The organism is Haloferax sp. SDI50 (assembly GCF_059802635.1).
Genome location: NZ_JBPULL010000001.1, coordinates 361127 through 379789, shown reverse-complemented (window position 1 = coordinate 379789; position 18663 = coordinate 361127). Strand labels below are relative to the sequence as shown.

Annotated in this window: 26 protein-coding genes and 3 tRNA genes; 10 read left to right on the top strand and 19 right to left on the bottom strand. The window is 66.7% G+C overall.

Annotation, left to right across the window (positions count from 1 at the left end; translation table 11 throughout):
• Positions 1–99 precede the first annotated feature (99 nt).
• Both ACSR87_RS01965 and ACSR87_RS01960 read left to right on the top strand, forming a co-directional pair.
• A complete protein-coding gene (locus ACSR87_RS01965) occupies positions 100–678 on the top strand; it encodes a hypothetical protein (protein WP_498529308.1) in 579 nt (192 codons plus the stop codon).
• Between the two features lie 101 nt (positions 679–779).
• Positions 780–1007: a DUF8527 family protein gene (locus tag ACSR87_RS01960; protein WP_004043015.1), complete on the top strand. Its 228-nt coding sequence runs from the start codon at positions 780–782 to the stop codon at positions 1005–1007.
• A gap of 11 nt (positions 1008–1018) precedes the next feature.
• On the opposite strand, the gene ACSR87_RS01955 is transcribed toward ACSR87_RS01960, so the two are convergent.
• Positions 1019–1981 carry a zinc-dependent metalloprotease gene (locus ACSR87_RS01955; protein WP_004061336.1) on the bottom strand — a complete coding sequence of 321 codons (963 nt, stop codon included), beginning with the start codon at positions 1979–1981 and terminating at the stop codon, positions 1019–1021.
• A 112-nt stretch (positions 1982–2093) separates the two neighbouring features.
• Between ACSR87_RS01955 and ACSR87_RS01950 the strand changes: the two genes are divergently transcribed.
• Complete coding sequence (locus ACSR87_RS01950; protein WP_498529307.1) at positions 2094–2912, top strand: VOC family protein; 819 nt, start codon at positions 2094–2096, stop codon at positions 2910–2912.
• 57 nt (positions 2913–2969) lie between these two features.
• Here ACSR87_RS01950 and ACSR87_RS01945 read toward each other — a convergent pair whose 3' ends face one another.
• From ACSR87_RS01945 to ACSR87_RS01880, 14 genes are all read right to left on the bottom strand, one after another.
• Positions 2970–4130: an MBL fold metallo-hydrolase gene (locus ACSR87_RS01945; RefSeq protein ID WP_498529306.1), complete on the bottom strand. Its 1161-nt coding sequence runs from the start codon at positions 4128–4130 to the stop codon at positions 2970–2972.
• A 174-nt stretch (positions 4131–4304) separates the two neighbouring features.
• Positions 4305–5087: a 30S ribosomal protein S2 gene (gene rpsB, locus ACSR87_RS01940; protein WP_004043019.1), complete on the bottom strand. Its 783-nt coding sequence runs from the start codon at positions 5085–5087 to the stop codon at positions 4305–4307.
• Entirely contained in the window at positions 5084–6283 is a 1200-nt protein-coding gene (gene eno / locus ACSR87_RS01935; RefSeq protein WP_004043020.1) for a phosphopyruvate hydratase, read from the bottom strand. Before eno ends, rpsB begins: the two co-directional genes overlap by 4 nt.
• Before the next feature lie 4 nt (positions 6284–6287).
• Positions 6288–6464, bottom strand: a complete 177-nt coding sequence (locus tag ACSR87_RS01930; protein WP_004043021.1) for a DNA-directed RNA polymerase subunit K — start codon at positions 6462–6464, stop codon at positions 6288–6290.
• Positions 6461–6655, bottom strand: coding sequence for a DNA-directed RNA polymerase subunit N (locus tag ACSR87_RS01925; protein ID WP_004061330.1), 195 nt, complete (start codon positions 6653–6655; stop codon positions 6461–6463). The genes ACSR87_RS01930 and ACSR87_RS01925 overlap by 4 nt, the downstream gene beginning before the upstream one ends.
• Before the next feature lie 12 nt (positions 6656–6667).
• A complete protein-coding gene (locus ACSR87_RS01920) occupies positions 6668–7066 on the bottom strand; it encodes a 30S ribosomal protein S9 (RefSeq protein WP_004043023.1) in 399 nt (132 codons plus the stop codon).
• On the bottom strand, positions 7060–7497 hold the full coding sequence (locus ACSR87_RS01915) for a 50S ribosomal protein L13 (RefSeq protein WP_004061328.1): 438 nt from the start codon (positions 7495–7497) through the stop codon (positions 7060–7062). Before ACSR87_RS01915 ends, ACSR87_RS01920 begins: the two co-directional genes overlap by 7 nt.
• Entirely contained in the window at positions 7494–7844 is a 351-nt protein-coding gene (locus tag ACSR87_RS01910; RefSeq protein WP_004043025.1) for a 50S ribosomal protein L18e, read from the bottom strand. Before ACSR87_RS01910 ends, ACSR87_RS01915 begins: the two co-directional genes overlap by 4 nt.
• 26 nt (positions 7845–7870) lie before the next feature.
• A tRNA-Leu gene (locus ACSR87_RS01905) sits at positions 7871–7955 on the bottom strand.
• A gap of 144 nt (positions 7956–8099) precedes the next feature.
• On the bottom strand, positions 8100–8879 hold the full coding sequence (locus ACSR87_RS01900; protein ID WP_089777465.1) for a DNA-directed RNA polymerase subunit D: 780 nt from the start codon (positions 8877–8879) through the stop codon (positions 8100–8102).
• Between the two features lie 6 nt (positions 8880–8885).
• Entirely contained in the window at positions 8886–9278 is a 393-nt protein-coding gene (locus ACSR87_RS01895) for a 30S ribosomal protein S11 (RefSeq protein ID WP_004043027.1), read from the bottom strand.
• The gene (locus ACSR87_RS01890; protein WP_008094949.1) at positions 9275–9802 is read right to left on the bottom strand and encodes a 30S ribosomal protein S4; all 528 of its coding nucleotides are present in this window, start codon (positions 9800–9802) and stop codon (positions 9275–9277) included. The genes ACSR87_RS01895 and ACSR87_RS01890 overlap by 4 nt, the downstream gene beginning before the upstream one ends.
• Positions 9799–10302, bottom strand: coding sequence for a 30S ribosomal protein S13 (locus tag ACSR87_RS01885; RefSeq protein WP_498529305.1), 504 nt, complete (start codon positions 10300–10302; stop codon positions 9799–9801). Before ACSR87_RS01885 ends, ACSR87_RS01890 begins: the two co-directional genes overlap by 4 nt.
• A 23-nt stretch (positions 10303–10325) precedes the next feature.
• A tRNA-Ser gene (locus ACSR87_RS01880) sits at positions 10326–10410 on the bottom strand.
• 206 nt (positions 10411–10616) lie between these two features.
• Here ACSR87_RS01880 and ACSR87_RS01875 point away from each other — a divergent pair.
• Positions 10617–10964, top strand: a complete 348-nt coding sequence (locus ACSR87_RS01875) for a thioredoxin family protein (protein WP_008576160.1) — start codon at positions 10617–10619, stop codon at positions 10962–10964.
• Positions 10965–11041: 77 nt separating this feature from the next.
• Here ACSR87_RS01875 and ACSR87_RS01870 read toward each other — a convergent pair whose 3' ends face one another.
• From ACSR87_RS01870 to moaA, 3 genes are all read right to left on the bottom strand, one after another.
• Positions 11042–11512 (bottom strand): DUF7575 domain-containing protein, encoded by a 471-nt coding sequence (locus tag ACSR87_RS01870; protein WP_498529304.1) that lies wholly within the window; start codon positions 11510–11512, stop codon positions 11042–11044.
• Between the two features lie 247 nt (positions 11513–11759).
• The gene (locus tag ACSR87_RS01865; protein ID WP_498529303.1) at positions 11760–12671 is read right to left on the bottom strand and encodes a universal stress protein; all 912 of its coding nucleotides are present in this window, start codon (positions 12669–12671) and stop codon (positions 11760–11762) included.
• Between the two features lie 52 nt (positions 12672–12723).
• Positions 12724–13686, bottom strand: a complete 963-nt coding sequence (gene moaA, locus ACSR87_RS01860; RefSeq protein ID WP_498529302.1) for a GTP 3',8-cyclase MoaA — start codon at positions 13684–13686, stop codon at positions 12724–12726.
• Between the two features lie 180 nt (positions 13687–13866).
• Between moaA and ACSR87_RS01855 the strand changes: the two genes are divergently transcribed.
• The 5 genes from ACSR87_RS01855 (at position 13867) to ACSR87_RS01835 (ending at position 17109) form a co-directional block, all read left to right on the top strand.
• Entirely contained in the window at positions 13867–14907 is a 1041-nt protein-coding gene (locus ACSR87_RS01855) for an Mrp/NBP35 family ATP-binding protein (protein WP_004043034.1), read from the top strand.
• Complete coding sequence (locus ACSR87_RS01850; protein WP_004043035.1) at positions 14904–15233, top strand: DUF7976 family protein; 330 nt, start codon at positions 14904–14906, stop codon at positions 15231–15233. Before ACSR87_RS01855 ends, ACSR87_RS01850 begins: the two co-directional genes overlap by 4 nt.
• 272 nt (positions 15234–15505) lie before the next feature.
• Positions 15506–16141: a uracil-DNA glycosylase gene (locus ACSR87_RS01845; RefSeq protein ID WP_115861710.1), complete on the top strand. Its 636-nt coding sequence runs from the start codon at positions 15506–15508 to the stop codon at positions 16139–16141.
• Between the two features lie 82 nt (positions 16142–16223).
• On the top strand, positions 16224–16979 hold the full coding sequence (locus tag ACSR87_RS01840) for a hypothetical protein (protein ID WP_498529301.1): 756 nt from the start codon (positions 16224–16226) through the stop codon (positions 16977–16979).
• A gap of 46 nt (positions 16980–17025) precedes the next feature.
• A tRNA-Ser gene (locus tag ACSR87_RS01835) sits at positions 17026–17109 on the top strand.
• A gap of 348 nt (positions 17110–17457) precedes the next feature.
• Here ACSR87_RS01835 and ACSR87_RS01830 read toward each other — a convergent pair.
• Positions 17458–18189: a GNAT family N-acetyltransferase gene (locus ACSR87_RS01830; protein WP_498529300.1), complete on the bottom strand. Its 732-nt coding sequence runs from the start codon at positions 18187–18189 to the stop codon at positions 17458–17460.
• 134 nt (positions 18190–18323) lie between these two features.
• Between ACSR87_RS01830 and ACSR87_RS01825 the strand changes: the two genes are divergently transcribed.
• Positions 18324–18644 carry a DUF5785 family protein gene (locus tag ACSR87_RS01825; RefSeq protein ID WP_004043039.1) on the top strand — a complete coding sequence of 107 codons (321 nt, stop codon included), beginning with the start codon at positions 18324–18326 and terminating at the stop codon, positions 18642–18644.
• Positions 18645–18663 lie beyond the last annotated feature (19 nt).

The following is an 18663-nucleotide window of genomic DNA, read 5'->3' as shown; positions in this document are numbered from 1 at the left end:
CGTCGGTGGAACCCGGGGATCGGACGTGCGCCCGCGACGGGGCGCACCCGAACCCCCGCGACCGTCACGCTCTTTCTCTCCCGCGCGGTACGCACACCCATGCGCGTCAGAGATTGGCAGGACACCCTCTCGGAGGTCGTCGACGCGGGCCGCGACCGCGACCCCGACGCGTGGCGGGCCGTCGCGGGGAGTCGCCGCCGGAGCCTCGGCGAGGACCTCTTTCTCGCCCATCCCGACGCCGGCGTCTACCAGCTGAAGACGTACGCGAAGACCCCCTACGAGGTCCGCGGCGTCGGCGCTCGCGTCGCCCGCCGCATCGACGACGACCTCGACCCGCTGTTCCCGCGTCGGCGCGACGACGGCGACGGCGAGGCCACCCCCGGCCGGTTCGCCGTCCAGAACCCGCCCGAAGACGAGTCGCAGGCCGAGTCGATGGCGCGGCGGCTCGAAGAGACCGTGAAGGTCCACGCCGACGCGCCGACCACCGCCGACGACTTCTTCACCGACGTGATGGAGGCGCTCGACAGTCCGGCGTTCGGCCCGATGGACTACGAGTTCGACGCCCGGCCAGACCGCCTCGACGACCTCGCGGAGGAGTTCACGGACGCCGACGAACTGCTCTCGTCGGACCTCGACGACCTCATCGAGTCCGACGGCGTCGACCGCGGCTTCCAGTGAGAACCTCGGTTTCAAACCCTCGGCATCCAATACACGGATATGGACGATAGGCTCGGCGGGCGGTCGCGGAACCCCCCGCACGGCGCGACTTCGGAGGGACGATGGTCGGTTCGAGCATGAGCGACGAGGAGACGCGACTCGCCAACAACCGACTCAAAATCGGCTTCATCCTGCTGGTCGGCGCGTCGGCCGCGCTCGTCGCCGTGCAGGCGGGGGCGACGCTCGTTCAGGCCGCAGTCGCGCTGCTCTGTGGGGTGGTCATCGGGGGGCTCCTCACGTGGTATCTGCGGCGGTGGAGCCGCGAGTTCACCGCGGTGAACCGCCGGTAGCGACGCCTCCCTCAGGGCGACACCCGGGCGACCCATCGCTCGGGCGCGTCCAGTTCCGCGTCGGTCGGTAAGTTCTCCGGATGGTCCCACACCCGCGACGCGGCGGCGACGCCGCGCTCGTCGGCGACGTGCTCGAAGAAGCGAGCGCCGCGTTCGTACTGCCGGCGCTTGAGGCCGAGTCCGAGGAGCCGACGCGCGAGTTTGGCGACCGGGCCGCCGCCCTGCCGACGCTCGTCGAGCTTCCGGCGGAGGTCCTCGTAGTCGTCGTCGAACGCCCGGTCCATCAGCAGTTCCGCGTAGCCCTCGACGGCGGTCATCGCCGTGTCGAGTTCGCGGAAGGCGTCGCGGTCGAGGTCGCCGTCGACGAGGGCGTCGACCCCGCGTTGCATCCGCGATTCGAGGTGCGTCGAGAGCCACGGGGCCGCGCCGAACTCCGCGGCGTGCGACACCTCGTGGAAGGCTATCCAGCGGCGGAACCGCGGGTAGTCCACGTCGAGGCTGTCGGCAACCCGGCGGATGTTCGGGTGGACGAAGTACAGGCCGTGGTCGTCGTCGCCGTCGGCGAGGAGCAGCGGGTCGTACTGCCCGAGGACGTTGTTGCCGAGAAACGAGAGGACGAACGCGAACGAACCGGTGTTGACGGCGCGCGTGAACCCGGGGAGCACGGTGGGGCCGTGTTCCTCGAACGGGACCATCACCCGGCGGAACGTCGCCACGTTCGCGTCTATCCAGTGGTGGCGGTTCTGGACTTCGACGACTTCGGGCACGTCGAACTCGACCTCGGCGACGGCCGCGAGGCGGTCGCGCGCGTCGCGAACGTCTGCCGCGTAGCCCGCGCGCTCGGCGTCCGTGAGGTCGAGCGAGCCGGGGTCGGTCGCGGACTTCGCGGCCTCGGCGACGGCGTCCCAGTCGATGGTGCCGGAGCCGGTTGCCGAAGCGTCCGCGACCGCTCTGACGCTCCGAAAGAGGTTCATACCGTATCGTGGTGGGCCGGACGCAAAACGCTTCGGTCGGGGAAGTCTGACTCGCTAACTCGCAGACAGGACCGCCCCCCAAGCACTATACCGAGTCGGACGTGGAAGGCGTATGGACCGAACCATCGACCACGTCGCGTTCGGTGGGACCGAACTGTACGAACTCCGGGCGGCCGCGAACGAGGTCGGACTGACGCCGACGTACGGCGGCGAACACGGGACCGGGACGACCCACATGGCCGTCGTGCCGTTCCCCGACGGGTCGTACCTCGAACTCATCGCGCCGACGCTCGGGACCGACGCCACGGACGCCGGCTTCTGGCCCGACTACCTCGCTGCCGACGCCGGCCCCGCGGCGTGGTGTCTGGAGACCGACGACGCCGCCGCCAGCGCCAAGACCGCCATCGACGCCGGCCTCCCCGTCGACGGCCCGCACGAGGCCTCCCGCGCCCGACCGGATGGCCGCCTCGTCGAGTGGGACATGTGTTTCGAGGGGTCGGACCAGCGACTCCCCTTTTTCATTCACGACCGCACCCCGCGGGGCTACCGCGTCCCGGAGGCCGCGCCGGACGCTTCGCTTCGCGGCCTCCAGACCGTCGTCGTCGCCACCCGCGACCGCGAGGCGACCGCGGCGCTGTTCGCCCGGCGACACCGGTACCCCTCGCCGGTCGATATCAACGGCCCGTTTCCCGAGTTCGCCACGCTTCCGGGCACGCCGCTCGCCCTGTGCGAACCCGGCGACGGCGCGCTCGACGCGCGCATCGACGAGGTCGGTGAGGGGCCGTGTGCGTTCCTCGTCGGCGTCACCGACCTCGACCGCGCGCGCACCGCGCTGTCGCTCGGTCCCGAGATTCGATACAGCGACCGGCGCATGGCGTGGTTCGACCACGACCTGTTCGACGGTCGGTTAGGCGCGGTCGAACTGTCCTGAACCGACCGATACCGCCCTGAAAAGCCTCGAATCACCGACCGATGCCGGACGGTCGGCTCAGGCGGCGCAGTTGTTCGGTCCGAGTTCGAGTTCAGTCGCCTCCTCCTCGCCGCCGACCGAGGCCCGCCCGGTATTGATGTCGATGACGCGCTCGTAGTTCGCGGGCTTCTCGGGCGTGTCCTCGGTGACGCGGGCGACGAACGCCGACTCATCCATCGACAGCAAGTCGAGTCCCTCGCGCAGGTCGCCGAGCGTCGCGCTCACGAGTTCGCCCGGCGCGGCGACGCCGTAGCGCCCGTCCGCCCCGACGGAGACGTGGCCGGGGAGGACGCGCGTCTCGTCGGGCAGCGACAACAGCGTGTCGTGAAGCGTCTCGTAGAGGAGTTCCGCCCCCGTCGCGGCGTCCGAATCACCGAACTGGAGCTCCGTCCGGCCGACCGACTCGACGAACAGCGTGTCGCCGGTGAGGAGGAACCGACCGTCGACGAGGTAGTTCGTCATGTCCGATGTGTGCCCCGGCGCGTGCATCGCCTCGATATCGTAGTCGCCGACGGCCAGCGTCTCGCCGTCGTCCAGCGCGGTGAACTCGTAGGCTACGTCGCGGTTGGTCGCCTCCGCCCCGAGGTAGTACGGCACGCCGAGGCGGTCGGCAAGCGCCCGTCCCCCGGAGACGTGGTCGGCGTGGACGTGCGTGTCGAGCACACCAGCGACCGTCATCCCGGCGTCGGCGGCGACGAGTTCGAACTCGTGAATCTGCCGGGTGGCGTCCACGACGACCGCCTCGCGGGCCGACCGCGAGCCGACGACGTAGCCGAGACAGCCCTTCGCGCGGCGCTGGACCTGCGCGACGAACAAATCGTCGTCGCCGGTGTCGAGTTCGACTACCTCGTACAGCTTGCTCCAGTCTTCCATGCCGCCTTTGACGACCTCCACGTCGTCGTAGCCGCGTTCGGCCAGTTCGAACCCGAACGACGTCGAAGACAACCCTTTCCCGCAGATGGCGACGACCGGCCCCTCACCGACGAGGTCGCCGACGCGGTCCCAGTCCCAGTCGCCGCCGAGACCGTCGACGGGGTGGAAGGGGACGTTGACCGCGCCCTCGATGTGCCACGACTCGAAGCTCTCGGGCGGCCGCGTGTCGACCACGGTGAACGACTCTCCCGCGTCTAACCGGTCCGCGAGTTCGCTCACAGTGAGCTGATGGAGGAGTTTGCTCATGTGTTTATCTATGGGAACAACGCACAAAGCCGTTTGTGGCGGACGCGGAGCCGCGGTCTCGCGTGGCGTCGACTCGACTCGCGTCGGTGGCGTCGTGGCTGCACCGAGCTGAGCGACGGCGCCGCCGCTCACTGGGCGAGTGTCAGAAAAGTCGAATCGGAAGGTCGTCCCGGACTACAGTTCGGCCTCGAAGTCTTCGAGGGCGTAGACGGTGTCGGAGCCGCGGCGGTCGAGCGTCTCGTTGGCCAGCAGCCAGTAGACGACCGACAGCGCGCGTCGACCCTTGTTGTTCGTCGGGACGACGAGGTCGACGTTCGACGTCTGGTTGTTGGAGTCGCACATCGCGATGACCGGGATGCCGACCGTGATGGCCTCCTTGACGGCCTGTGCGTCACCAATCGGGTCGGTGACGACGACCACGTCGGGTTCGATGTAGCCGGCGTAGTCCGGGTTCGTCAGGGTACCCGGGATGAAGCGGCCCGTGCGGGCGCGAGCGCCGACGGCGTCGGCGAACTTCTCGGCCGGGAAGCGACCGTACTGGCGGGAGGACGTGACCAGAATCTGCTCCGGACTGTAATTCGCGAGGAAGTCCGCGGCGGTGCGGATTCGCGAGTCAGTTTGGCTGACGTCGAGCACGTAGAGCCCGTCGTCGCGGACACGGTGGATGAACCGGACCATGTCCTTGGTCTTCTGCTGGGTACCGATGTGGACACCGGCGGCCAGGTAGTCCTCGACCGGGATGAGCAGGTCGGCGTCTTCGTCGGGCATGACGTCCTCGTCGAAGGCCGGTTCCGGCTCTGCTTCTTCGGCCTCGGCGGCGTCGTCGGCCGCCTCGGCGGTCTCTGCTGTCTCGTCTTCGGTGGCGGCCTCGGCGGGTTCCGTCTCGGCGACCGCTTCGGTCTCCGTCTCGGGTTCCTCGTCGGCGACCTCCACCGCGTCGTTTTCGTTGTCGCTCATACTGCGTCGTCCGCGATGCGGATGAGTTCGTTCAGTTTGGCGGTTCGCTCGCCCTGCACCGTGCCAGTCTTGATGAACGGCGCGTCGGTTGCGACGGCGAGGTGTGCGATGGTCGCGTCTTCGGTCTCACCGGAGCGGTGAGAGATGACGGCGTCCATCCCGTTTCGGGAGGCCAGTTCGACGGCGTCGAACGCGTCGGTCAGCGTCCCGATCTGGTTCGGCTTGATGAGAATGGAGTTCGCGGCGCCCACGTCGATGCCGTCCTGCAGACGGTCGACGTTGGTGACGAACAGGTCGTCACCGCAGATGAGCGTGCGGTCGCCCACGCGCTCTGTGAGTTCCGCGAAGCCCTCGTAGTCGTTCTCGTCGAGGGGGTCTTCGACGTAGACGAGGTCGTACTCGTCGACCATCTCGGCGACGTAGTCGATCTGCTCGTCGGTCGTCTTCGTCTCGTCACCGTAGTGGTAGACGCCGTCTTCGAACATCTCCGAGGCGGCGATGTCGAGACCGAAGCCGATCTCGAAGCCGAGTTCGTCCTCGACGTCGGAGACCGCTTCGCCCATGATTTCGAACGCCTCGGCGTCCGATACCGGCGGTGCCCACGCACCCTCGTCGCCCTTCGCGGCGGGCACGCCGCGCTCGTCGAGAATCTCGGACGCGCGGGCGTGGACCTTCGCGTTGGCGAAGACGGCTTCGGAGACGCTCGGCGCGCCGACCGGCGCGGCGAGGAACTCCTGGATGTTCGTCGCTTCCTTGGCGTGTTCACCGCCTCCGATGACGTTCCCGAGCGGCGTCGGGAAGTTGTCGCCGCGGAACGCGCCGCCGAGATGCTGGTACAGGGGCGCACCGAGCACGTCGGCACCGGCCTTGGCCGCCGCCATCGAGATGGCGACCGCGCTGTTGGCGCCGATTTCCGAGAAGTTCTCGGAACCGTCGGCGGCGCGGAGCGTCGCGTCGACCTCGCGCTGGTTGCCCGCGTGGACCTCGTCCACGAGTCGGGGAACGGCGTGTCGCCGCGCGGCGGCGATTGCTTCGGTCGGCGGCAGTTCGATTGCCTCGTACTCGCCGGTGGATGCCCCGCTGGGGGCCGCAGCGCGACCGAACCCACCGGATTCGGTGAGTACGTCGGCTTCGACCGTCGGGTTTCCACGGGAGTCGAGCACGCGGCGCAGAGCTACGGATGTGATTCGAGTCATGTTGTCACTTACCCTCTCGTTTGACGGTGAACGGAAGTACACCTGCGTCGTACTCCTCAGCGGCGATTAATATCGGTTCTGTCTGTTCCGAATCGACGAGAACCGGTGCCCCGTAGGAGACCTGCAGCGCTCGTGCGCCGAGGATGCGTGCCTTCTCGTATCGGTTGTACCGTTGCATCATTGGTAGGGGGATACGACGTCCACGAGGTCCTTGTGCGACACCATCATCCGCCGGCAGCAGGCACGCGTGACCCCGAGGTCGTCGAGGACGTCAGCGGGGTCCTCGTCTCCCTCGCGAGCACGGGCTTTGAACTCGTCCCAGTGTTCGCCGATCACTGTGCCGCAGGTGAAACACCGGACGGGAATCATCATGGTTAGATCACCTCAGCGGTAGGACTTCTGGTAACGAGCGCGTGCGCCCGGTCCGCCCCACTTCTTGGGTTCGGACTGGCGAACGTCGTTGACCAGAAGCGAGCGGTCGAACTCCATGTACGCGTCGCGAAGCTCCGCGTCGTTCAGGTACTGCACCAGCCCACGAGCGAGCGCGGTGCGGACTGCGTCGGCCTGACCGGCCACGCCGCCGCCGTTGACGCGCACGTCGATGTCGACCTGCGAGCGGAGGTCCTCGCCTGCGATGCGGAACGGCTCCAGCATCTTGAGGCGGGCCATCTCCGGCTCGACCAGCTCGACCGGCTGGGAGTTGATTCGGACTCGACCCTCGCCTTCGCGCACGGTGGCGCGGGCGATTGCGGTCTTCTTCTTACCGGACGTGTTCGTTACCATGTGACGTTAGCACCCAGCTTCTCGGAGACCTCTCCGAGCGAGATGAACTTGATGTTCGAAAGGCGGTCCAGCGAGGTGTCTTCGAGCATCTCGCCGTCTTCGTCGTACGGATTGCCGACGTAGACGCGGACGTTCGAGAGCGCCTCGCGGCCGCGGGGCTTCTTGTACGGAAGCATACCGCGGATGGCACGCTTGAAGATGCGGTCGGGACGCTTCGGGTAGTACGGACCCTGGTCCGAACCGACTTCGACGCGCTTTCTGTACTTGGCCATCACGTCCTCTTCCGAGCCCGTGATGACGGCGTCTTCCGCGTTGACGACGGCGACCGTCTCGCCCGCGAGGGCGCGCTGTGCGACCTCCGAGGCGACGCGACCGACGATGCAGTTTCGAGCGTCGACGACGACGTCTGCGTCGAATTCTGCGAGGCTCATCGGATCACCCGTACGTTGGACCCGTCGGGGTTCTGTTCAGCGAGTTGTTCTAGCGTCACGGTGTCGCCGACCTGCTCGATCTTCTTTCGAGCGGTGGACGAGAAGTCCACGGCCGCGACTGTGACGTTCTTCTGCAGCACACCGCTACCCAGCACCTTGCCGGGCACGACGACGGTCTCGTCTTCCTGAGCGTATCGTTCGATACGACCAAGGTTGACTTCCGCGTGGGTGCGCCGTGGCTTTTCGAGACGGTCCGCGACATCCTGCCAGACGTTGGCACCGGACTCACGCGAGACCGCCTTCAGCTCGGCGATGAGACTGTTGAGTCTCGGGTTCGTCTTACTCATTGTCTACCTCCAGAGAGAAAGCGGAGTGCAGGGAGCAGGATTTGAACCTGCGGACTCCTATGAGACAGCGCCCTGAACGCTGCGCCGTTGGCCAGACTTGGCTATCCCTGCAAGCATTCCGCTGTACTTCATGCCCCGTAAAAACACCTTCGGTCCGACCCGCCGCCGTGAGGGAGTCACACGCCACACTATCGGTGGTTGTGACCCCTCGCGGGGCGGGCGAACGCCGGTGTTGAGACGGGGCAGTGTTCATTCTTACAGTGCGACCTTCTCTTCGAGTTCGGCCGCGCGGTCACCCAAGGAGGCGACGGCGCGCGTCACGAGCTCGTCGACGTCGAACGAACCGTCCGTCTCCACACTGAAGACGAACGCTCCGGGCACGTCGTGTACTTCGACCTCTTTTCCGGGGTACCGCTCCGTCAGGTCGTTGCCGAACGTCTCCGTCGCGACGAGGTCGCCGTCTGCGGCGTCCCCCTCGGCGTGCTCCGCCGCGGCCTCTTCGATGACGCCGCGGAGGATGTTCGGCTCCTGTTCATCGAACTCGCCGGCGTCGCCGACGACCTCCACGCGCTGGAGGTGTCGGTAGCCGACGGCGACCCCGCCTTGGTTCTTGGCGTGGTCCTTTCCGTAGCCGAGGACGGCGTCGGCCTCGAACTCGAGGCGCTGGCCCTCCTTCAGCTCGATGATGGGGATGTTCTCGTCCGCCGGGACGACCATGTCGTCCGCGGATTCGATGTCCCCGGAGTAGGCGGTTGCCGGCCCGTCGACTTCGAGCGCGACGGTGACGGTGTCACCGGGTTCGAAGTCGTCGAGAGGCGTGGTCAACGGAACCAGACCGAGACGAAGCCCGATCATCTCGTCGAACATGACCGAGGTGTTCTCCACGAACCGAACGGTGTCGATGGAGAACGTCGGCACGTCGGCGACCATCGCCCGGCGAATGCCGTTGGCTAGCGCCGGGGTCAGACCGCGCGCGACGAAACGGGCGCGTCGGTCTTCGCGTTCGATGAACTCGACCTGGAAGTCGTTTACCATGGTGTGTTAGAGTCGGCTGTTTTTCGGCGCGCGAGTTCCGTCGTGCGGAATCGGCGTCACGTCCTCGATGCGACCGATTTCGAGACCGGCGCGAGCGAGGGCGCGAATCGTTGCCTGTGCGCCGGGTCCGGGGCTCTTGTTACCGTTGCCACCGGGACCGCGAACGCGGACGTGCAGACCGGCAATGCCCGCCGCCTTAATCTGGTCGGCGACGCTCTCTGCCATCTGCATGGCCGCGTACGGAGATGCCTCGTCACGGTTCTGCTTGACGACGGAACCACCGGACGATTTGACAATCGTCTCGGCGCCCGTGATGTCGGTCACCGTGATGAGCGTGTTGTTGAACGATGCGTGAACGTGGGCGATGCCCCACTTGTCACCGGTTTCGGATTCGCTCATTCTTGGGCCTCCGCGCGCTCAGGGTGCAGTTCGTCCGCGAGCTTCGACGTTTCGTCGAACGCCACGGTGTCCTCTTCGTCGACCTCGACCTTGCGGGAGGGGACGGTCGTCCGCGCACCGCCGACGGTCACGTGACCGTGGACGATGAACTGACGGGCCTGCTGGGGCGTCTGTGCGAGCCCCTTGCGGTAAGCGACCGTCTGGAACCGACGTTCGAGGATGTCGGTCACGTCGAGACGCAGCGTCTGGGAGATGTCGTCCTCCGCAGAGAGGATGCCGTAGCGGCGCATGCGCGCCATGAACTCGGCACCGAGCGACTCGGCTTCTTCGACGTCACCCTGGGCCTCGCCGAGGAGGCGTCGCGCCTCGCGGCGGAGGTTGCGCAGTTCGGACTGCGCGCGCCAGAGTTCTTCCTTGTTCTTGAGACCGTACCGAGAGAGGAGGTCCGATTCCTGCGCGATGCGCTCGCCCTGGAACGGGTGGTTCGGGGTCTCGTAGAACTTGGTGTTGTTACCCGTCGTCATTCTTCAGCCTGCGCCTCCTTGATCTCCTCGACGTTGACACCGATGGTGCCTTCGGTACGTCCAGTGGACTTCGTCCGCTGGCCGCGAACCTTCTGGCCGCGCTGGTGTCGAACGCCCTTGTAGGAGCTGATCATTTTCATGCGGTTGATATCATGCCGCCGCTTCTCTTCGAGGTCCGAACCCGTGATGTGGTCGGTGTCACCGGAGAAGAAGTCCTTCCGTCGGTTTGCCATCCACTCGGGGGCGTGGTCCTCAAAGTTCTCGACGACATCGACAACGGCGTCGATCTCGCCTTCGGGGAGCTTACCGAACAGCGCCGTTCGGTCCACTTCCGCGGCGTCGGCGATGATGCGCGCTGTGCGCTTGCCGATACCCTTCATATCCGACAGACTGCGCTCTACCGTCTTCGTTCCGTCAAGGTCGGTCTGACCAATTCGGATGAAGTAACGGAGGTCCTCTTCCTCCTCCGGAGAGCCGTCCTGTGGTTCTTCTGCACTCATGACTTTGGAAGTCGTGTTGTGAGCGTTGCGGCGGGGATTCGAACCCCGGGGGCTTGACGCCACTGAGTTAGCAACCCAGCGCCTTGGGCCAGGCTTGGCTACCGCAACACTTCGGTCGTGTTAGTTTCGCCCTTCCGGACTCGGGGACGACATTCCCCTACATCGATTGCATCCGTTACGAGACGGGGGCATTACTTAAACATCACGAAAGGAACCTCGCGTGACAGCCCGATTCACCGCCGCTCGCCGCCGAATCGTGGTATGGTACACCACCTCTCCAAAATCATAAGAACGACGGTTACGTATCCCCGGCAATGAGTTCGACAGAGCCCGCGACCGCGCCGACGAAGCCCGTTCGAATCGACACCGTCGAGGAACTCGACGCCCTCGTGGCCGAACACGACCGCGTCCTCCTCGACATCTACACGAAGGGCTGTACGCTGTGTCAGAGCATCGAACCCGTCCTCGGGAACGTCTCGAAAGCAACCGACGTGGTCGTCGCGATGCTGAACCCGCAGACGGATATGTCGGTCGCAGAGCGGTACACGATTCGGAGCGTCCCGACGCTCCTCCTGTTCGAGGACGGCGAACTCGTCGACCGCCTCGCCGACGGATTTCAGGGCGCGCAGGCGGTCGTCGACTTCGTCGAGAAAGAGCGGTAAGGTCGGGTCGCGTCAGTTCGGCGTGGACTCCGTCGGGGGTGCGGATGGGGGCACTCTTTCGACCCCACGGTGGCATCTCAGCGGTCGGTCGGGTCGTCGAGAGGAGTCGTACACCAGTGACAGAAGTCGATGTCGGCGTCGACCTCGCGGCCGCATTCGGGGCACGTAACGGTGTCCGCGTCGGGGTCGGCGACGGGGTCGGTGACGGTGGCCGCCGACTCCTCGGCATCTTCGACGGCGGGGCGGTCCGCCCGCGCCGCGGCCTGCCGCAAGCCGAGGAAGAAGGCGTCGAGGACGCTCGCGAAACTCACCACGAGGATGGGAACCAGTTCCCTGAGCACCGCGGCGAACTCCGACGGCGGGATGACCGCACCGCCGGTCAGCGGGTCGAACGCCTCCGCCGGAACGAACAGCGCGGACACCGCGAACGTGAGAAGCACCCAGAACGCGGCCCGCCGCCAGCGTCGCAGGTACAGATGCCCGAGGCCCGTGATGACGAGGCCGAGTATCGCGGCGAGCCAGGGGCGGAGTTTCGTGAGTGCGGACATACGTAGACTCGATTGGGATTCGCTCATGAGAGTTCCGTTCGTAAAGCGTCGGTGGAGTCGTGGTCGGGGTCGGAAGCCGGAGCCAGTTCGCGTGCGATACAGCGGCCGGGGAGCGGTAAACGGATGCGACGGTTCGGGTTGTGGAGGTTCGGGCGGTCCGTTGCGACCGCCCGCACGCCCGAGCAACACGCGACGGTTTGTGGTGAGCACGTATAAATCAAACAGAACTACAAACGGATTCGGCGTTTCATCGTCGCCCGCGCGGCCCGGAAGTCTCGCCGTCGCCCGCGCTCGGTGGGACGACGAGTGTCGGAACCTCGGCGTGGCGGACGACGCGACTGACGACGGTTCCGGCGGCACGGTACCCCGCAAGCCGAGCCTCGTCGTCCCCACCGACGCCGAGGACGACCGCGTCGGCTCCCGTCCGTTTGACGTGCGCCAGCAGTTCGGCCGCGGGGACGCCGGTTCGGACGGTTCCGCCTGACTCGACGGCGTCTCTCGCGGCCGCGGCGGCGACGGCGTTCACGCGGGCTCTCGCCTCGGTTTCGAGCGTCCGACGCGCCTCGCGTGACGCGGTTTCGGCACCGCGCTCGTCGACGACCGCGAGCGGTTCGAGAACCCCGCGAGTCGCCGCGGCGATGCGACGAGCCAGCGTCTCGGCCGACGCGGACGGCGCTCCGTCGGCGGCGAGGAGCGCCACCCGCCGGTACGTCGGCCGGGGTGACGCCGACGGGACGACGAGCGTCGGAACCGGCGGCGCGTCGAGGACGCGCTCCGCGACCGACCCGACGAGGAACCGACCGGGACCCGAGCGGCCGTGGCGGCCGAGAACGAGGAGGTCGCCGTCACCGACGACGCGTTCGACCGCTGTCGCGACCGGTCCACCGACGACTTCCGAAGTCAGACGAACGCCCGCGAGGAGCGCCCGACGCGTGACCGCGCCGACGGCTTCCTCCGCTTCGAAGGCGGCGCTGGCGGACGCTCCGGCGGTTTCGGTTTCGGTCGTCTCGGTCGCGGAGGACTGTGGCGTGCCGGTCGCGGAGACGGCGTGGAGCGACGCGTCGAGGACGCGGGCGAGAAACAGCGCGTGGGCCGCGGCGGTCGCCGCGGAGGCGCTTCCGTCCGTCGCGAGAACCACTCGCTCGACGGTGACAGTCATGCGCCCCGAGAGGTCCCCGGAGGAGAAAAACTCGCGCGTCGGAGGGGCGTGCTCAGGCTCCGATGTACTCTTCGTTTATCGTCCAGCCGTCGTCGCCGTCGCGGACGAGGTACTCGCCGTAGTACGGCACGCGGTTTTCGACGACCGCTTCGAACGTCTTGCGGATGTCCTCGCGGGTCATCTCGCCCATCGGGCGCAGGTCGTCGTTGCGGTTGAGACAGCCCTTCAGGTATCCTTCGTGCGTCACGCGCACGCGATGGCAGTTGGCGCAGAACTCGGGGTTCTCGACGGGGTCGACGATTTCGACCATGCCCTTGCCGACGTAGTAGCGGCGGCGGTGGTGCATATCGCGGACCTCCACCTCGTCGGCGAGGTCGGTCAGCCACCGGTGGACGCGCTCGATGTCGATGTTCCACTCCGGCTTGCCCGTCAGTTCGGGCATATACTGGATGAGTTGGAGCTGTAACCCCGGGTTTTCTGCGACGTACTCGACCATCTCCTCGACGTGACCCGCGGTCTTCGTGAACACGACCATGTTGAGCTTCACGGGCGTGAGGCCGGCGTCGACGGCGGCCTTGACGCCCTCCATCACCTTGTCGTACGCGCCGGACTTCGTGATTTGAGCGAACGCCTCGGGGTCGAGGGCGTCCTGCGAGACGTTCACGCGGTCGAGGCCGGCCGCGACGAGGTCCTCGGCGCGGTCACCGAGGAACGTCCCGTTGGTGGTGAGCGACGTCTCCATCGAGTCCGGCGTCCGCCGGATTATCTCTTCGAGGTCCGCGCGGAGCATCGGCTCGCCGCCGGTGAACTTCACCTTCTCGACGCCGTACTCCTCGACGACTTCGAGAAATCTGACCACGTCGTCGGCGCTCATCTCCTCGTCCGAGGCGTCCATCGGCCCGCGGGTGTCGCCCAGCCCCTCGTTGTGGCAGTAGACGCAGTCGAAGTTACACCGGTCGGTCAGAGAGATTCGAACGCCGGTTACCTCGCGGCCGAAGTCGTCCACCAGCACCATATACCGAATCCTGGGAGCGTACGTTGATAAATTCGCTGTCGATGACCGTGGCGTGGTAACTGGAATCCGTTACGCTCTCGGCGTCTCGAAGCCGGTGTCGGTCGGGTCGTCGCCTGCGACCGTCACCGCGCGACGAGACCTTACAAAACCCTTATCGGCCGCACCGCCGGAGTGACGGACATGGACGAAGCCGACGTACGCGACCGCTTGCGCGCGGTCGAGGACCCCGACCTCGGAGACGACGTCGTCTCGCTCGGACTGGTGAACGCCGTCGAGGTGGACGGCGACACCGTCCGTATCTCGCTCGCGCTCGGTGCGCCGTACTCCCCGGCGGAGACGGATATCGGCCGCCGAATCCGCGAGGTACTCGCGGAGGACGGGCTGGAGGTCGACCTCACCGCCAAAGTGCCGACCGACCGCGACCCCGACGAGGAGGTGCTTCCCGGCGTGAAGAACATCATCGCCGTCGCGTCCGGGAAGGGCGGCGTCGGCAAATCGACGGTCGCCGTGAACCTCGCGGCGGGGCTCTCGAAGCTCGGCGCGCGCGTCGGCCTGTTCGACGCCGACATCTACGGGCCGAACGTCCCGCGGATGGTCGCCGCCGAGGAAGCGCCGCAGGCGACCCAAGACCAGACCATCGTCCCGCCCGAGAAGTACGGGATGAAGCTCATGTCGATGGCGTTCCTCGTCGGCGACGACGACCCGGTCATCTGGCGCGGCCCGATGGTCCACCAACTGCTCACGCAACTCGTCGAAGACGTGGAGTGGGGCAGTCTCGACTACCTCGTGCTCGACCTGCCGCCGGGCACGGGCGACACCCAGCTATCAATCCTCCAGACGCTCCCGCTCACGGGCGCGGTCATCGTCACGACCCCGCAGAACGTCGCCCTCGACGACGCCAACAAGGGCCTCCGGATGTTCGGCAAGCACGACACGAACGTCCTCGGCATCGTCGAGAACATGAGCACGTTCCGGTGTCCCGACTGCGGCAACCGCCACGACATCTTCGGCGCGGGCGGCGGCCGCGAGTTCGCCGCCTCGAACGACCTGCCGTTCCTCGGGGCGCTCCCGCTCGACCCGGCCGTCCGCGAGGGCGGCGACGGCGGCAAGCCCATCGTCCTCGAAGACGACGACGAGACGGCCGACGCGTTCCGCGTGATGACCGAGAACATCGCCGACATGGTCGGTATCGTCCAGCGGCGGAGCGTCAGCGAGCGATGAGCGACGACGGGCGACCCGACGCTGACGCGGACGTGGACACCGACGCTGACGCCGGGGCGGACACCGACGGCGATGCCGAGGAGGTCGACTGGGAGATGGCCCCGGACTCCGACGCCGACTTCCCCGCGGACCCCGAGCGCGTCGCGTTCCTCCGCGAAATCGCCGACGACATCTACGGCGAGTCCTCCGAGAGCCGGCAGGTGTCGGCCATCCTCTACCGCGTCAGCGACCTCTACGACCCCGACGGCGACACCTCGCCCGAGGAGATTTACCTGAACGTCCGCCACATCATGGACATCAAGGCGCAGGGCGGCATCGACCGCTGAACCGCTCTGACCACCGAACTGCCGCCGACCGACTCGCGTTCGCCTCCGCTCGGTTCACTTCCGCTTTTCCCGATTCCGCGATTCGAGCGACAGCGTCGTCTTCACCCACGAGTCCGCCTGTTCGTCCCGCGTTCACTTTCACCACGCACCACCGCCGGCTCGGCCGAAGCCCGTCAGCGAGAGGTGGACGGACGGTGCAGGGGCGGGGTCGAGAGTGATGGACTATCTGCACGGACCGGGCGGGTTTTGGTCCCGGAGCCGAATTCGAGGGTGTGGACGCACACCAACGCCAGTTCCGGAACCCCTTCTCGATGGACACCGACTGCACGAACTGCTCGGGGCTCTGCGAGACGCGCGAGCAGGTCGTCCACGGCTACGGCGACGTGGGCGCGGAGTTCCTGTTCGTCGGCGAGGCCCCGACCGCGGCCGCGGAGCGGACCGGCGTGCCCTTTACCGGCGACGAGGCCGGAAAGCGCGTCCAGCGCATCCTCGGCGACCTCGGGTTCGTGCGGTCCGACCCGGACGCCGACGAGCCGGACGTACAGAACGTCTTTTTCACGTATCTCACGCGCTGTCGACACCCCGACCGCGGGCCGACTGACGACGAAGTGGCGACCTGCGAGCCGTACCTGAACGCGGAGATTCGGATGATAAACCCGCACATCATCGTCCCCGTCGGACAGGCCGCGCTGGAGGCACTCGCGTTCGATTACACCACGCGCGCGGCCGACAGCTTCGACGTCGACGCGGAGCACGCGACGACCATCCGCGGCCGCGGCTTCGAACTCGTCCCGATGAAGGAGCCGGAGCGCCTGACCGACGCCGACGCCGAGGCGTTCGTCGAACACGTCCGCGAGTCCGTGTTCGGCCGGGACTACCGGCAGACGAAGGGACGGCAGAGTCGCTGAGTCGGGCGGACGATTCCCGTCGCGTCCGGGGCCGCGTCCCGCAAGCGGCGGGTTCAAGGGTTCCCCGGCGCGAGGGGAGGGTATGACGGTCATCGCCGTACTCGCCGAACCGCCGCGGCCGGGACTGGTGCTTTCGGAACTCGCGGAGACGAGTCCGCTCTCGGAGGCCGAAGCCGCGGACCTCTACGCCGCGATGCTCAAAGACGTCTGTATCGCCGTCGAGCGGTCGGGCGGCGACCTCCTCGTCAACTACCGCGCCGAGGACGACCTCCCCGACGAGTTCGCCGGGGACCACGACTCGGAAGCCGAGATTCGGAGCGTCGTCGCCGACGCCCTCGGCGGCACCGACGACGCGCGGTTCGAACCGCAGGTCGGCTCGACGTTCTCCGCCCGCGCGGGTAACACCGTCTCGCATCTGCTCAACGAGGAGGAGGTCCACTCGGCGGCAGTCGTTCGACCCATCGCGCCGCTGCTCGGCCGCACGCACCTCGACAGCGCGGCGATGAAGCTCCGGAGCACGCCGGTCGTCCTCGGCCCCTCGACGGAGGGGCGCGTCTACTTCTCGGGCTTCCTCGACCCCATCGACTTCACCGACGCCTACGCGGAGCCGGAAGTCGAGACGCTCGCTCGCCACGCCGACGACGCGGGTCACGGCCTCGACTACGTCCCGATGCTTCCGGTCCTCGAAACGGGTGCGGACCTCGCCACGGTCGTGCCGATGCTCCGCTCGCGGGTCGAATCCGAGCGCCTCGTCCCCGAGCACACGACGACGTTCGTCTTCGAGAAGGGGCTTCGGGTCGAACCGACCGACGGCGTGTTGGAACTCGTCCGCGACTGAGCGAAGCGACAACTCTTAGGTATCCGACTCAAAATCCCCGTGTGAAGGTGGGATGGCGGAGTGGCCTAACGCGCCTGCCTTGAAAGCAGGTTTCCTCACGGAATCCTGGGTTCAAATCCCAGTCCCACCGCATTCTGACGCGAACAACTCGGCGAGCACCGCGTAGCGCGTGCTCGCCGGCGTGAGCGTCGATTCGGTCAACTTGGATTTGAAGCAGGGAGCGGAGCGAACGACGTGAGCGGAGCGAGTGGGGTTCAAATCCCAGTTCCACCGCATTCTCAGAGAACCGAGACGCGCAGGTTTAGCCGCGCGTCTCCGGTGAACGCGTGACCGGAGACGGAGCGGGATTTGAACGAGACGAGTCGCAGTCCGAGCGGAGCGAGGGACCGTCTCGGCGTTGTTCAACTCCCAGTCCCACCGCATCCGCTCCAAACCACACCAACGACCCCACAAAAAGCGACCACAGTCCCCGACTAGTTCAGAACCGATACGCCATCATCACCTCGTCGACGTGTTCGTCACCGATGGTGTAGTGGTCTCTGCGAATCGCCTCGGTCTCCCAGTCGTGGTCGCCGAGGAACTCCAGCGCGCGGTCGTTCGTCATCGGAACGCTGTTGTACACTTTCCGGAAGCCGTTGGCTTCGGCCCAGTCGAGGCCGCGGCGCAACAGGAGACTGCCGATGCTCGCCCCGCGGTAGTCCTCCTTGACGCCGACGGTCTGCTGGGCGGTCTCGCGGATGCGCGACACCTGCGGGAGGTCGAGGTGCGTCCAGCCGACGACCTCCTCGCCGAGCGTCGCGACGAAGAACACCCGGGACTCGACGCGGTTGTGGCGCGTGACCGCCTCGTCGTAGAGGAGTTGTTCGGCGATGGTTTCGGCGACGACGTACGTCTCCTCGGAGGTCACGTCTCGAATCGCGTCGATGAGGCCCTCGAAGTCGCGCTGACGGCCGGGCCGGATAGTGACGATGCCGGCGTCGGTGTCGTGTTCCTCGATGGTGCCTACGTCGAGCGCCAACTGGAGCGTGCCGCCGTCTTCTTCGAGGTAGCCGCGCGATTTCAGCCGGTCGAGTTCAGTTCGGAACTCGTCGGACGGCACGGGCGCGACGTCGAGGAGGACGTTTCGCTTGGCGGTGCCGTGCCGCTCGACGTACTCGTAGATAACCTTGCTCGCCTCGGATTCGAACGTCGGGCGCTCGGTCGCTCGCATGACTCCAAGAACGATGGCGTGCCACGCCTATATTTCTTGTTCATCGATAGCAAACACCATGACCACGCGGCGTTCCGCATGACAGATATCAACAGATGCGTAACGGCTTTGAATCGGCCTGCCAACACTCGGGTATGGATTGGCCACACGACCCGGACGGCGAAGAGGGGAGCGAAGGCGGACGCAAGTACGGCCAGGCGGTCATCGCGAAGAAGGTCGACGAAGACGAGGACTTCCCGCTGAACAAAGCGGCGTTCGTCGAGGAGTACGGCGACCACCCCATCCGACTCGACTCCGAGCGCGTCGTCTCGCTTTCGGACATCTTCGAACACGTCGAAGGCGAGGAGTTCGACGACTTCGTCGAACTACACAAGGCCGTCGGCAAGGCGATGCGCGAAAACGACTTCTGGTTCTACGAGGGCGCAGCGCAGTTCGTCACCGGTAAGAAGGCGTAAGTTTCGAGATTGTTTTCGG

Excerpts from the sequence above, each read along its gene's own strand:
- ACSR87_RS01955 (WP_004061336.1), bottom strand. The coding sequence starts at position 1,981 with ATGAACCTCTTTCGGAGCGTCAGAGCGGTCGCGGACGCTTCGGCAACC.
- ACSR87_RS01850 (WP_004043035.1), top strand. The coding sequence starts at position 14,904 with ATGAGCGACGACGGGCGACCCGACGCTGACGCGGACGTGGACACCGAC.
- ACSR87_RS01825 (WP_004043039.1), top strand. The coding sequence starts at position 18,324 with ATGGATTGGCCACACGACCCGGACGGCGAAGAGGGGAGCGAAGGCGGA.
- ACSR87_RS01945 (WP_498529306.1), bottom strand. The coding sequence starts at position 4,130 with ATGAGCAAACTCCTCCATCAGCTCACTGTGAGCGAACTCGCGGACCGG.
- ACSR87_RS01890 (WP_008094949.1), bottom strand. The coding sequence starts at position 9,802 with ATGACGACGGGTAACAACACCAAGTTCTACGAGACCCCGAACCACCCG.
- eno (WP_004043020.1), bottom strand. The coding sequence starts at position 6,283 with ATGACTCGAATCACATCCGTAGCTCTGCGCCGCGTGCTCGACTCCCGT.
- ACSR87_RS01870 (WP_498529304.1), bottom strand. The coding sequence starts at position 11,512 with ATGTCCGCACTCACGAAACTCCGCCCCTGGCTCGCCGCGATACTCGGC.
- ACSR87_RS01920 (WP_004043023.1), bottom strand. The coding sequence starts at position 7,066 with ATGGTAACGAACACGTCCGGTAAGAAGAAGACCGCAATCGCCCGCGCC.
- ACSR87_RS01900 (WP_089777465.1), bottom strand. The coding sequence starts at position 8,879 with ATGGTAAACGACTTCCAGGTCGAGTTCATCGAACGCGAAGACCGACGC.
- ACSR87_RS01950 (WP_498529307.1), top strand. The coding sequence starts at position 2,094 with ATGGACCGAACCATCGACCACGTCGCGTTCGGTGGGACCGAACTGTAC.
- ACSR87_RS01865 (WP_498529303.1), bottom strand. The coding sequence starts at position 12,671 with ATGACTGTCACCGTCGAGCGAGTGGTTCTCGCGACGGACGGAAGCGCC.
- moaA (WP_498529302.1), bottom strand. The coding sequence starts at position 13,686 with ATGGTGCTGGTGGACGACTTCGGCCGCGAGGTAACCGGCGTTCGAATC.
- ACSR87_RS01885 (WP_498529305.1), bottom strand. The coding sequence starts at position 10,302 with ATGAGTGCAGAAGAACCACAGGACGGCTCTCCGGAGGAGGAAGAGGAC.
- ACSR87_RS01910 (WP_004043025.1), bottom strand. The coding sequence starts at position 7,844 with ATGAGTAAGACGAACCCGAGACTCAACAGTCTCATCGCCGAGCTGAAG.
- ACSR87_RS01895 (WP_004043027.1), bottom strand. The coding sequence starts at position 9,278 with ATGAGCGAATCCGAAACCGGTGACAAGTGGGGCATCGCCCACGTTCAC.
- ACSR87_RS01855 (WP_004043034.1), top strand. The coding sequence starts at position 13,867 with ATGGACGAAGCCGACGTACGCGACCGCTTGCGCGCGGTCGAGGACCCC.
- ACSR87_RS01965 (WP_498529308.1), top strand. The coding sequence starts at position 100 with ATGCGCGTCAGAGATTGGCAGGACACCCTCTCGGAGGTCGTCGACGCG.
- ACSR87_RS01830 (WP_498529300.1), bottom strand. The coding sequence starts at position 18,189 with ATGCGAGCGACCGAGCGCCCGACGTTCGAATCCGAGGCGAGCAAGGTT.
- ACSR87_RS01840 (WP_498529301.1), top strand. The coding sequence starts at position 16,224 with ATGACGGTCATCGCCGTACTCGCCGAACCGCCGCGGCCGGGACTGGTG.
- ACSR87_RS01930 (WP_004043021.1), bottom strand. The coding sequence starts at position 6,464 with ATGATGCAACGGTACAACCGATACGAGAAGGCACGCATCCTCGGCGCA.
- ACSR87_RS01915 (WP_004061328.1), bottom strand. The coding sequence starts at position 7,497 with ATGAGCCTCGCAGAATTCGACGCAGACGTCGTCGTCGACGCTCGAAAC.
- ACSR87_RS01960 (WP_004043015.1), top strand. The coding sequence starts at position 780 with ATGGTCGGTTCGAGCATGAGCGACGAGGAGACGCGACTCGCCAACAAC.
- ACSR87_RS01925 (WP_004061330.1), bottom strand. The coding sequence starts at position 6,655 with ATGATGATTCCCGTCCGGTGTTTCACCTGCGGCACAGTGATCGGCGAA.
- ACSR87_RS01875 (WP_008576160.1), top strand. The coding sequence starts at position 10,617 with ATGAGTTCGACAGAGCCCGCGACCGCGCCGACGAAGCCCGTTCGAATC.
- rpsB (WP_004043019.1), bottom strand. The coding sequence starts at position 5,087 with ATGAGCGACAACGAAAACGACGCGGTGGAGGTCGCCGACGAGGAACCC.